Annotated in this window: 12 protein-coding genes; 1 reads left to right on the top strand and 11 read right to left on the bottom strand. The window is 68.5% G+C overall.

Going from position 1 to position 12,092, the window contains the following annotated elements:
- Positions 1-34 precede the first annotated feature (34 nt).
- From BO226_RS18895 to BO226_RS18860, 8 genes are all read right to left on the bottom strand, one after another.
- A complete protein-coding gene (locus BO226_RS18895; protein ID WP_064256816.1) occupies positions 35-946 on the bottom strand; it encodes a LysR family transcriptional regulator in 912 nt (303 codons plus the stop codon).
- 4 nt (positions 947-950) lie between these two features.
- Positions 951-1,820, bottom strand: a complete 870-nt coding sequence (locus tag BO226_RS18890; RefSeq protein ID WP_064256817.1) for a LysR family transcriptional regulator — start codon at positions 1,818-1,820, stop codon at positions 951-953.
- Positions 1,821-1,864: 44 nt separating this feature from the next.
- On the bottom strand, positions 1,865-2,659 hold the full coding sequence (locus BO226_RS18885; RefSeq protein ID WP_064256818.1) for an enoyl-CoA hydratase/isomerase family protein: 795 nt from the start codon (positions 2,657-2,659) through the stop codon (positions 1,865-1,867).
- 2 nt (positions 2,660-2,661) lie between these two features.
- On the bottom strand, positions 2,662-3,423 hold the full coding sequence (locus tag BO226_RS18880; RefSeq protein ID WP_006550723.1) for a crotonase/enoyl-CoA hydratase family protein: 762 nt from the start codon (positions 3,421-3,423) through the stop codon (positions 2,662-2,664).
- Between the two features lies 1 nt (position 3,424).
- Positions 3,425-4,489: an MBL fold metallo-hydrolase gene (locus tag BO226_RS18875; protein WP_064256819.1), complete on the bottom strand. Its 1,065-nt coding sequence runs from the start codon at positions 4,487-4,489 to the stop codon at positions 3,425-3,427.
- On the bottom strand, positions 4,486-6,051 hold the full coding sequence (locus BO226_RS18870) for a long-chain-fatty-acid--CoA ligase (RefSeq protein WP_064256820.1): 1,566 nt from the start codon (positions 6,049-6,051) through the stop codon (positions 4,486-4,488). Before BO226_RS18870 ends, BO226_RS18875 begins: the two co-directional genes overlap by 4 nt.
- A gap of 198 nt (positions 6,052-6,249) precedes the next feature.
- Positions 6,250-6,573, bottom strand: a complete 324-nt coding sequence (locus tag BO226_RS18865; protein WP_006550720.1) for a putative quinol monooxygenase — start codon at positions 6,571-6,573, stop codon at positions 6,250-6,252.
- 125 nt (positions 6,574-6,698) lie between these two features.
- Positions 6,699-7,826: a DUF418 domain-containing protein gene (locus BO226_RS18860; RefSeq protein ID WP_442977163.1), complete on the bottom strand. Its 1,128-nt coding sequence runs from the start codon at positions 7,824-7,826 to the stop codon at positions 6,699-6,701.
- A 172-nt stretch (positions 7,827-7,998) separates the two neighbouring features.
- Between BO226_RS18860 and BO226_RS18855 the strand changes: the two genes are divergently transcribed.
- On the top strand, positions 7,999-8,523 hold the full coding sequence (locus BO226_RS18855) for a pyridoxamine 5'-phosphate oxidase family protein (protein ID WP_064256822.1): 525 nt from the start codon (positions 7,999-8,001) through the stop codon (positions 8,521-8,523).
- Positions 8,524-8,544: 21 nt separating this feature from the next.
- On the opposite strand, the gene BO226_RS18850 is transcribed toward BO226_RS18855, so the two are convergent.
- The 3 genes from BO226_RS18850 to BO226_RS18840 are packed head-to-tail and all read right to left on the bottom strand — an operon-like array spanning position 8,545 to position 12,072.
- Positions 8,545-10,032, bottom strand: a complete 1,488-nt coding sequence (locus tag BO226_RS18850) for a TerD family protein (RefSeq protein WP_064256823.1) — start codon at positions 10,030-10,032, stop codon at positions 8,545-8,547.
- Positions 10,033-10,035: 3 nt separating this feature from the next.
- Positions 10,036-11,253 (bottom strand): TerD family protein, encoded by a 1,218-nt coding sequence (locus BO226_RS18845; protein ID WP_064256824.1) that lies wholly within the window; start codon positions 11,251-11,253, stop codon positions 10,036-10,038.
- Between the two features lie 42 nt (positions 11,254-11,295).
- The gene (locus BO226_RS18840) at positions 11,296-12,072 is read right to left on the bottom strand and encodes a hypothetical protein (protein WP_052227205.1); all 777 of its coding nucleotides are present in this window, start codon (positions 12,070-12,072) and stop codon (positions 11,296-11,298) included.
- Between the last annotated feature and the right edge of the window lie 20 nt (positions 12,073-12,092).

The raw sequence follows: 12,092 nt of genomic DNA, 5'->3' as shown, positions 1-12,092 counted from the left end.
GTCCCCACCATCGTCGCCCCCGGATCCCCGGATGTCACCGTTCCGTCGGGAGTTGCTCCTCCGCGCCGGACTCCTCGGACGACCGCACGAAGTCGACGAAGGCGCGACCGGCCTTCGACAGCGAGGCCGGGTCGAACACCAGTCCGTACGACTGCGCGAAGGTCGGCTCGCACGGACGGACCACCGCGACGTCCTGCGCCGACTCGGCGAGCGACCGTTCGACGAACGACCCACCCAGACCGGCGAGCACCATCGGCAGGCGGGCCTCGCGATGATCGGTGAGCACGGAGATGGGACGGCGCACCTCGGCCTGCCGCATTGCGTAGTCGATCGCGTCGCTCACGGAGCCACCACCGCGCGGCACGAACACCATCGGGATGTCGGGGAGCTCGGCCAAGGACAGCGGCCCGGGTGGCAGGTCGGTGCCGGGGGGATAGGCGAGCCAGTACTCGGTCTGTCCGAGCTCGATGATCTCGAGACCCACCTCGTCCTCGACGGGCAGATGGGTGACGACGAACTCGCAGTAGCCGTCGTGGATGACCGACGCGGTGAACTCCTCCGCACGCAGATCACCGAGGCGCGCGGTGACTTTGGGATGGAGACGGCGGAACTCGGAGACCAGGTCGACGATCGGGCCGGTTGCGAGAGCGGGGAAGACCATCAGATCCAGTCGGCCCGTCACCTCGGTCGTCGACACGGTGAGCAGCTCCTCGACCGCCTTCACATCGCGGAGGATCTGCCGGCTCGGGCCGATCAGTGCCTTGCCCGCCGCGGTGAGCACCATGCCGCGCCCGATGCGGTGGAACAGCTGCACCCCCAGCTCGCGCTCGAGGCTGCGCAGTGCCTGGGAGACGGTGGGCTGGGCGACGCCGAGCTCGGCGGCCGCGCCGTTGATGCCGTCGTTCTCCACGACGGCGAGGAAGTATTCGACCTGACGGAACTCCATGTCGTCACGCTTCCCAGGGGGTGCCGGTGGTGGTCGCCACGAATGCGGCGGCAGCGGGGGACAGATCGCCGGGTCGCATCACCAATCCGACGGGACGCCGGAACGGTGGGTCCAGGGGCCGGACGACCGCACCGGGGATCTGTTTCTCGGCGACGCGACGCGGCACGATCGTCCCGGCGGTGCCACGCTCGACGAACTGCCACAGGGCTGCCTGGTTGGCGCAGTCGACGACGACGTTCTGATCGCCGAGCAGTTCACCGGTGCGCGCGGCGCTCGCGCGGGAGCCGAGGTCGAGGACCAGCGGGAAGTCGCGGACCTGGGCCCGGGTGACGGGGTCGGGCACGTCGGCGGCGAGGTCGGGGTGCACGGCGAGCACCATCTCCTGCTCGAGGACCGGAACGGTGATCATGCCGGCGTGATCGACGGACAGGTCGGTGATGCCGATCTCCGCCTCGCCGCGGCGCAGCGCCGCGTGGACTCCGGGAGGGCCTTCGGCGTCGTTCACCCGCACGGTCAAGTTGGGGTAGCGCCGACGGAAGCGCTGGACGAACTCGATGACGGGGTGGATCGAGAACGTCGCGAAGGTGACGATCTCGACACGACCGGCCTGGAGATCGCGCACCGCCGCGACCTTCTGTTTCGCCCGCTCGACGTCGGCCAGGATGCGGCGTGCGGCGCCCTCGAGGACACGACCGTCCTCGGTGAGGGTGAGCCGTCGGCCGGTGCGGTCGAACAGGGTCGTGTCGAGGCGGCGTTCGAGGGTGCGGATGGCCTGCGACAACGACGGCTGCGAAATGTAAAGTGACTGAGCAGCTTTCGTGATCCCGCCGTGGTCGACGACCGCCACGAAATAGGTCACGAGGTGCAAGTCCACCCGATTATCGTAGGTGACGCTCAGAACCGTCCCGGACGCAACCGTCAGGAAGGGGTGTCTACCGGGCGCGGTACCCGCCATCCGCCGGTGAACGACGGCTCGCGTTTGTCGACGAATGCACGCATCGCATCGGGGGCGTCGGTGGCGTGGTTGATCGCCTGCGAGCGGGCCTCGTTCTCGAGTGCTTCGCGGAGCGTGAGCGACGAACCCTGCTCGAGCATCCGCGCCGACATGCTCACCGCGACCGGCGGGGCAGCGGCCAGCCGCGCGGCCAGTTCGGCGGCGCGACCGGCGAGGGCGTCGGGCTCGACGAGCTCGGTCACCAGGCCCAGGTCGTATGCTTCCTCGGCGCACACGATGTCGGCAAGCATGACCAGACGCTTCGCCTGGTGCAGTCCCACGAGGCGCGGCAGGATCCACGACCCGCCGAAGTCGATCGACAGTCCGCGCCGCGCGAAGATCTGACCGAACTTCGCGGTGCGGGAGGCGACGACCACGTCGCACAGCAACGCCATGTTCCATCCCGCGCCCACCGCATACCCCTCGACCTGCGCGATCAGCGGCTTCGAGAACTCCGCGACGGCGAGCGCCGTCTCGTTGATCTCCCGCATACGGTCGAGGGGATGGGTGGACTCGCGCCGCTCCATGTCGGCGCCGGTGGAGAAGTCACCACCGGCGCCGGTGAGGATCACGGCGCGGACGGAGTCGTCGTGCTGGAGCGCACCGAACGTCTCACGCAACGACCGCCACGCCTCGACCGTCATCGCGTTCTTGCGCTCCGGTCGACTCAGCGTGATCGTGGCGACCGAGCCGTCCTGCGCGACCAGAACATCCGACATTCCTACTCGCCCTTCCAGACCGGTGCGCGCTTCTCGGCGAACGCCCGGGCGCCTTCCTTGGCGTCGGCCGACGCGAAGACCGGGTCGATGAACTTGCGCTGCGCGACGAAGGCGTCGGGGTCGGTGTAGTTGGCGGCCATCGCGACGACCTGCTTGGTGGCCTTGACGGCGAGGGGGCCGTTCGCCGCGACGCGGGCGGCGAGTTCCTTTGCCACGGTGAGTGCTTCACCGGGCTCGGTGACGCGGTTGACCAGGCCGTGCTGGTGGGCGACCTCGGCGGTGAGTGGGTCACCGGTGATGGCCAGTTCCATCGCGAGCGGGTAGGGGAGGATCTTCGGCAGGCGCAGCAGGCCGCCGGCCGCCGCCGCGAGTCCGCGCTTGACCTCGGGGATGCCGAACTTCGCTTCGCGCGACGCGACGATCAGGTCGGCGGACAGGGCGAGCTCGCATCCACCGGCCAGGGCCCAGCCCTCGACGGCGGCGATGAGCGGCTTGCTCGGCGGTGCCTCGGTGAGGCCACCGAAACCGCGGCCGGGGATCGACGGGCGCTCCCCGCGTGCGAACGCCTTCAGATCCATTCCGGCGCAGAACGTTCCGCCGGCACCGGTGAGGATACCGATGGTCAGGTCAGGGCGTGCCTCGAACTCGTCGATGGCCGCGGCCAACGCCTCCGAGACCTCCAGGTTCACGGCGTTCTTGGCCTCGGGGCGGTTGAGGGTGAACACCGCGACGCCGTCGGCGAATTCGGTGAGGACAACGCTCATGTCAGTTTTCCTTCGTATGGGTCGGAGTGGAGAGAGTCCAGTGGGCGGGAGTTCCACCGTCGGAACGGATGTCGCCTCTATCGGCGAGAACGAGCAGATGGGCCTGGGTTTCGCGGACGGCGAGTCGCTGCAGCCGGGGATCCATCACATCGATAGGACGCGACCACGTGACGCGGGTCGTGATCTCCCACGCCGTCGACTCGGGCCTGGACGCGACGGCATCGCGGATCTCGTCGAGACGGACCTCGTGGTGGTCCATGAGTTGGCGTGCGCGTTCGGTGACTCCGCGGAACCGGTACTCGTGGGCGGGCAGCACCTCGCAGTCCGGCAGAGCCGTCGTCGCATGCAGCGACAGCAGGTAGCGGTGCAACGGGTCGCCCAGTTCGCCGGGGCCGGAGGAGATGTTGGGGCTGATGCGCGGGAGCATGTGGTCGCCGCTGAACAGCAAGTCGCGGTCGCGGTCGACGAAGGCGAGGTGACCGGGCGTGTGGCCGGGCGTCCACACCGCTTCGATGTTCCACCCGGGCAGATCGAGTCGATCACCATGAGCGAGAACGACATCCGTGCTCTCGCCTCGGGGGAAGCGGACGAGTTCGAAGCGGGCGGCCTCGACGACCTCGGGCGGTGCGCCGAGTCCGGTGAGGTCTACGCGCCATGCTTCCTTGTCGGCGGCGGCGTCCTCCGGGGTGAAGTGCCCGAGGGCGGCGGCGTCGGCGGCGTGCATCGCGATCACAGCGCCGGTCGTTTCCTTCAACCGGGGTGCCAGACCGAAATGGTCGGGATGCAGGTGAGTGATCGCCGCGTAGCGCACCTCGGTGATGTGATGGCCGGTCGCGGCGACACCGGCCACGAGGGTGTCCCACGACTCCTCGGTGTCCATACCGAGGTCGATCAGGGCGAGGCCGTCGTCGAAGGCGAGCGCATAGGACAGCACGTACCGCAGCGGGTTCTTCGGCATCGGAACCGGAATCGACCACAGTCCTGGCCGCACCTCTTCGACGGGTGGCAGTACGCCGGCCGCCCACGCTTCACGCTGGACGGTACCGAGATCCTCGGTGACGATCATGACGTCGTTTCTTCCCGTGCAGGAGCGAACTCGTCGCGCAGTGTGCGCTTCAGGATCTTGCCGCTGGCGTTGCGAGGCAACTCGTCGACGAAGTGGATGTGCCGGGGCTTCTTGTAGGAAGCCAGACGTTCGACGGTGAACTCGAGGAGTTCGGCCTCGGTCGGTGTCTCGGCTCCGGGCGCGACCCGCACGACGGCGGTCACGGCCTCGCCCCACCGGTCGTCCGGAACTCCCACCACTGCGACCTCGGCGACGGAAGGATGTTCGGAGATGACCGATTCGACCTCGATCGGGTGGACGTTCTCACCCCCGGAGATGATCATGTCCTTCACGCGGTCGGTGACGAACAGGTAGCCGTCCTCGTCGATGTGCCCGGCATCGCCGGTGCGCAGAAAACCGTCCTCGGTGAACAGGGCGGCGTTCTCGGCCTCGCGTCGCCAGTAACCCTGTGTGTTGTTGCGCGACCGGCTCACGATCTCACCGGTTTCGCCGCGGGGGAGCGGTTCGCCGGTGGCGAGGTCACGGATCTGGACCTCGATCCCCGGCAGCCCGGTGCCGGCCGAACGTAGGAGGTGGGAGCGCGGACCGTGCGGGTCGTGGTCCTCGGCACGTAGCGCTGTGAGGGCGCCCATCGTCTCGGTCATCCCGTAACGCTGCACGAAGCGGCAGCCGAGGGTGTCCATGGCGCGGGCGAGTTGCGTGGGCGTGATGGGAGAGGCGCCGTAGGCGACCAGACGCAGCGCCGACAGGTCGTAGTCCGACAGGTCGGGCATCTCCACGAGCATGTTGACCACCGACGGCACGAGGAATGCGTGGGTGATGCCGTGCTCGGAGATGGCGGCCGCCACCAGGTTCGGGCGCATCTCACCGAGCAACACCAGGTGCAATCCCGCCGACAGGGTCGTGCTCATCCAGCCGGCGCCGGCGATGTGGAACAGGGGCAGCGCGTCGAGGGACACCGAGTCCTCGGTGAACTCGTACAGCGCGAAGTTCTGCGGTTCGTTGAACAGGTTGTGATGCGTCGCCACAACACCTTTGGGTCGACCCGTGGTGCCCGAGGTGTAGAGCTGCAGCACCTCGGTCCGCGGGTCGTCGCCGAAGCCGGGGTCGATGTCGTCACCGGAGGCGACGAAGTCGTCCCACGACCGTGCACCGGGAACGGTGGAGGCGTCGCCGACCACGACGATCTGTACGGCGGGCAGGACTGTGGCGGCAGCGCGGGCCGATGCGGCGAACTCGTCCTCGACGATCAGGACGTCGAGCTGCGCGTCGTCGGCGATGTCGGCGATCTCGCCCGGGTTCAGGCGCCAGTTGAGCGGGGTGAATACCAGTCCGGCCTTGGCGCAGCCGACGAACGAGGACGCGCCGGGTAGGCCCATGCGCAGCAGTGCGCCGATGCGCTCGGACGTCGCCGGAACGGTCGCGAGCGCCGAGGCGACCCGGTTGGTGAGCGCGTCGAACTCGGAGTAGGTGAGTGTGGTTCCGCCGGAGCTGACCGCCGCACGATCCGGATGTTCGACTGCCAGCTGCCGGATTCGGTTGGGAAGGTGCAACTCGCTCACATCACGCTCCTGATCGACACGGCCGACGCGCGGACATGCCGTCCACGCCGTTCCAGTCGATCACGATCGTGACTGCTGCCACAAAGACCTGCAGCCGTACGCAACGTTAGGGCAAACCTATGGGCGCGTATCGAGACCGACGTCGTGTGCGAAATCCCCGACGGGTCTCGCACACGACGTCGGTCTCGAGGCGATCGATCAGTCGATCTGCAGTTCACCCATCCGGCCCCACTCGGTGCCCGGAATCTCCGTGTTGAGGATGCGCGGGGTCTCGACCAGCGCCGGCCGCATTGCGTCGAGCCCCCTGCGGAAGTGATCGGACTTCACGTGCTCGGATCCGGCGTCCCCGTCGCGGAACGCCTCGACGAGAACGAACTCGGACGGATCGTCCACGCTGCGGGACCAGTCGAACCACAGGTTCCCGGGTTCGCTGCGAGTCGCCTCGGTGAACTCCGCGGTGGTCTCGAGCCAGCTGTCCTGGTACTCGGGCTTCACCTTGAAACGGACCACGATGAAGATCATCTTGCCTCCGGTCGGTAGATGTTGGAGGGACGGATCGTCCCTTCGTCGAACATATCGCCGTACTCACCGGTGAGGGCGTCGAATCCGTGACCGAGCGGCAGACCCCCACGAGGCAACCCGACACGTCAGCGACGTTCCGTCAGCCGCTCGTAGGACACCCGCCACACCCATTCGACCGGTCCCTGGCGGAATCGGCCGAGCCACCAACGGGATCCGACGACCATCACCGCTCCCACCGCGATGTACACCGCGATCGTGAACGGGACCCGCATGGCGGGGTCCACGGTCTTCGCCAGACCGAATCCCCAGTCGTAACAGAGCACCGACGCGACGATGTTCTGCAGGATGTAGCAACTCAGCGCGGTCCGCCCGATGCGTTCACAGGCGGTGCCGACCGTGCCGGTGGTGGACCTGCCGATGTAGAAGTGGGCGATCCACGCCAGCAGGCCGAGCGCGACGAACGGGGCGATGCCGTAGCGCGCTGCGAATACACCTGCGGCACCGCCGAACAGACTCACGGCGAGGTCGAGCGGTGCTGCGATCGCCCCGACCACCATCAGCCGCCGGCGCAGCACCGCACCTCTGCTGTCGAACAGCCCGGAGGAATACAGTGCGGCGCCGGTCAGGAACAGCGCGACCGTCATCGGGATCACGAAGATCACCTCGGCGCGGAACGCAGCGGCGTTGTCCACGCGGAAGACGATCATGTCCCACCAGGTGGCGGTGGTCAGCTCGGGGGTCTCCGCATTCGGCGGTGAACTGGCGAGCGCCACGACGAGCGCGGTCACGGCCAGCGCGTGAACAGCGACGGCCGTACCCGCGACCCACAGCCGCACACGACGGGAGGAGATCACGAGCCCGCACACGAGCATGGACGTCAGCGCATACCCCATGAGGATGTCGAACTCGGCGACGAGCAGGTAGTGCACCACCCCGTCGACGAAGAGCAGGGCGGCGCGTACCCGGTAACCGCCGGGCCACGGCCGCCCCGCTCGCTGAGCGGACGCCGCCTGCACGGCCAGGCCGATCCCGAACATCAGTGTGAGCAACCCGAGGAACTTTCCCTGCGCGAGTTGCATGAGGATGCGTTGCGGCCACGGATCGGTGCCGATCGAGGCGAGATATCCGACGATCCCGGCGGGGTCGGTGAAGATCCAGACATTGGCGGCGAAGGTGCCGAGGATGGCGATCCCCCGGGCCACGTCGAGGGCGAGGATACGTTGCTGTCGCGTCGTCGAACCGGTGACCGTCATGATCCTCACCATGCGATGCGGCGGGGTCGGCGCGCGTCGGCCGACCGGGGGATGACGGGTCCTCCATGCGGGTGACCCGCGTTCGGTGATCTCCCCGAGAGCAGACATCGGCGAGGAGAACAGAGCAGGAACTGTCGGGTCCCGTGAGCCTCGGTGATGTGAACATGGAGCCATGCACGAAACCCCCACCGAGCTCGCCGACCTCCAGGTGCTCCTCGACACGTCGCTGTCCCGGTCCACATCCCACCTGAGGTCGATCGTCGACGAGTCGCGGACCCTCACGGCCGAGCAACTCGTCGAGGTGCTCACGGGCATGTGCGTCCTCTCGATGGCGACGGTCACCGCCGGCGGGGAACCGCGCATCAGTGCTGTGGACGGACATTTCCTGCACGGCAAGTGGTACTTCGGCACCGCCCCCACTGCAGCCAAGGCCCGGCATCTCGCCGCGCGTCCCGCGGCCAGCGCGGCGCACATGCGCGGGGAGGACCTCGGCGTGTTCACACACGGCCACGTGGAGATCCTCAACCCGCGCGGCGGTGAGCCGGCCGACGACTGGCCCGAACTGCTCGCCTACCTTCAGTCGTTCTACGGCGGGGACGCGTTCGACTGGAGCGAGGAGGTGGTCTACTACCGCCTGAACCCGCACTGGATGACCGTGTACGCGCCCGATGTCACGACACTCGTCGATCGGCGCTGATCCCTCTGTGCGAAGGGACGATCAGTCCGGAAGCGAACTACCACCCAGCGCGCCGCGCAGATGCTCGGTCTCGGTGGGCAGGCTGTCGGGAACGAACGTCCATCGGCCTCCCGTCCACGGATCGGCCAGCTCCCCGTCGACGGGAAGCTTCTGCGCCTCGTCCCACAGGATCTCCGCGACCCGATCGTCCGGGGGATCACCCGCGAGGACGACCGAGACCCGGCCGGCACTGCCGGTACGCGCGATCCGGACGATCTCGAGCAGGTCGTCGTGGTCGTAGCCGTAGGGGAACCCGGCGAGGACCAGCAACACGGGTGAGGCGGTCTCCGCGTCGACCTGCCGGGCGAGCGCGTCGAGGTCCGCCGCGTCGGCCAGCCCCCGGAGTCTGGCGGGGACCCGCGACCGGTCGTGGACGGGCGGTCCGGCAAATCGGGCTGCGGTGAGGGGTTCGAGTGCGGGCAGCGTCCGCCCGGGATCGACGAGGTGCAGCAGGGTGTCGGGCCGGGCCGTGAGCAGTCGCACGACCACGGACGACACGACGGGACCGAGGTCGGCGGGGTCGCCGTCGATCCACAACGGTCGCGTGAGCGGTGCCGGCAGGCACAGGGGGATGCGCAGCGGACCCAGATCGGGCGCCGTCACCTCACCCACCCGCACGCCGTCGCTCGGCAGGTGCAGGTGCATCCAAGCCGGGGAGATCCAGGATGCGAGTGCGGGCGGCAACGTCGCGTCGACGGTGAGCAGTTCGGCGGCGAGCACCGCGCTGTCGTCGCGGTAGCGGGCCTCGGCGACACCGACGAGCTCGTCGTAGCGCTGTTGCGCACGCGCCCGGGTACGGTCGGCCTCGGGCTCCATGCGCCGGGCGGGATCGGCCACCGCTGTCGAGAGTTCGTCGTCGAAACGGTGCTGGGCGAACTCCGCACTCGACGTGTACGCGGCGGCCGATCGGGCGGCGTCCTCGAAGATCCGCCACAGCACCTCGAGAGGTGAGAGGCCGATGACCGGGCCGGGCCCGGGAGCGGCCACCTTCTCCGCGTCGGAGGGTGACTCGACCTCCACCCCGTGCGCGGTGAACATCTCGGCGAGTCCACCGGCGTATCCCTGGCCGAGGGCGCGGATCTTCCATTCGTCGTGACGACGGTAGATCTCCCAGCACAGCAGCGCCGTCTCGGTACCGACCGCCGGTTCCACGTGAAACGACGCGAGGACGGTGCCCGCCGCGTCGCACAGCGAGGTCGACACCGCTGCGGGTCGCTCGCAGCCGACCGCACACAGCACGCGTGCGCCGGGACGGACCGCGTCGACGTCGACGACGATCACCTTGCCCTCGAGCCGAACGCCCGCCGTCGTCGGTTGGTTGTAGAACACGACGTCGTCGGAGGACGCCACCTGCAGGCCGTCGTCCACGACGAACGCGCACACGTCCAGAGGGACGGATGCGGTCGCCGTGAAACGGGCCGTGCGGGTCGGCAGCGGGGCGTTGCGCCCCGCTGTGAAGAGTTCGCCCACCGGTCAGATGGCCAGGAACCGGCCCAGTTGCGGCGCGGCCTCACCGGGATGCTTCGCCTGCATGCCCTCGCCGATGGCCTGCAGCTTCCATTCGCTGCCCTGGCGGTAAACCTTCGCCATGACCATGCCCGTGAACGGCATGCCGCCCTGCAGCGTGTAGCGGGCCAGCTCGGTGTCGATCGTGCCGTCGACGAGACGGCAGAACGCGTTCTGCACCTGCTCGAAGGTGTGGCCCTTGTAGGAGGTCACGATGAACATCACCGTCGTGACATGGGCGGGGACCCGCGTGAGGTCGACGAGCATCACCTCGTCGTCGCCCTCACCGGCACCGGTGAGGTTGTCGCCTTGATGCTGGACCGAGCCGTCCTTCGACTGCAGCTGGCCGTAGTACACGACGTCGGCGATCTGGTTGCCGGCGAACATCACGGCCGAGGCGTCGAGGTCGATGTCGGCGGAACGGTTGCCGAACAGGCCACGCTTCTCCACTGGATCCCAGCCGAGCCCCATGCGCAGGAAGGTCAGCGCGACGCCGCCGTCCTTGCGGAGGGTGACCTTCTGGCCCTTCACCAGGCTTACCGGGCGGTTCTTCGTGAGGCTGACCTCCGCAGGCTGTGCCGGAGGTGTCTGCTGTGCCGGAGGCGGTGTCTGCTGCACGGGCGGGGCCGGAGCCGGCGTGGGAGCGACGGGCTGAGGTGCGGCAGCAGGCTGGGCGGGTGCGTCGTCGACGCTGACCCCGTGATCGGTCACCAACGCCGCGAAACCGCCCGCATATCCCTGGCCCACGGCGCGGACCTTCCACGCGCCCTGGCGCCGGTACAACTCCAGCGCGATCACGATGGACTCGGTGCTCAGTCCGTCGATCCGGTACTCGTACAACACCGTTCCCGCACTGTCGGACACGCGCGCGGTGGGCGGTGCGAACCGGCCGAAGCTACTCGACGCGTCGTCGAGGGTGATCACGGCGCGCACCTGATCGATGTCGGCGGGAACCTGCGCGAGCGACACGGCGAGCGAGGCCGCCTGCCCGGGCGCGCCGGATACGAGACGCACACCCGGCCCGGTGGGCTGGTTGAAGAACACGAAGTCGGCGTCGGAGCGCACCTTGCCGTCGGCCTTGACGAGCAGTGCGGACAGATCGGCGGGCGTGGTCAGCTCGAGCGAGACGACGACGTCGGACGCGGTGAGCGGTCCGTTCTGACCCTTGGAGAGCGGAGTCGGCAAGAGATGTGTCCTCACTGTGTCGGTGACCGGGCACCTTCTACTCTACGAAGCGACCGGAAGACGAGCGGATCGGGCGAACCAGGCGAGGATCTCCTCCCCGGCGGTGACGCCCGCGGCGTCGGTCACCGAGACGGTCGGGTGGCGCCAGTCCATCAGTTCGAGTTCGCCGTGGCGAGGCCGGATCGCGGCGTCGGCGGCCTTCAGCATCTCCGCATCGAGCGCACCGTCACCCGCGGCGAAGACCGGGGCGTCGTCGGTAAGCACCCCGCGGTCTCGGAGCCGGCGGTGCACCTCTGCCACCGCGCGGCTCTTGCACACGCTGTTCGGCATCGTGTAGATCTTCCGGCCCTGCTGCGACGCGTTCCAGCCGCGCGTCGAACACCACTCGTGCCAGTCGTCGAGAAATCCCGCCGGTTGCGCTGCGACGTCGACGACGAGGTAGCAGAACAACTCGTCGGCGATGCGGAACTTCGACACCCAGTCCTCGGAGATTCGGCGGCGCAGTTCGGTCGTCATCTCGTCGAGGCTCGCACCCCCCGCGCGTACCGCTGCTTCCACGGTCCTGCGCCAGTGCGGGTCGAGATGCCCGTCCTCGAGGATCGACCCACCGTTGCTCGCGATTGCATAACGCCACGGACCGCCGGGGAGGTCGATGCGGCGGAACTGTTCGGGTGTGCGCGTGGTCGTCGGCACCATCGCGACCTCGCCGGCGAGCGTCCGAAGCTGTTGCGCAGCAATGTCGGTGACGTACGACAGCGGTGCGCTCTCGTAGTACTCGACACAGAGCAGATCCTGCGTGTCGAACTGGTCGCCGGTCATCGCGGCGCGCGAATAGATGA

The sequence above is a fragment of the Rhodococcus sp. 2G genome (assembly GCF_001886355.1).
Taxonomy (GTDB): Bacteria; Actinomycetota; Actinomycetes; order Mycobacteriales; family Mycobacteriaceae; genus Rhodococcus; species Rhodococcus pyridinivorans.
This window is presented reverse-complemented; position numbering and strand designations above follow the sequence as displayed.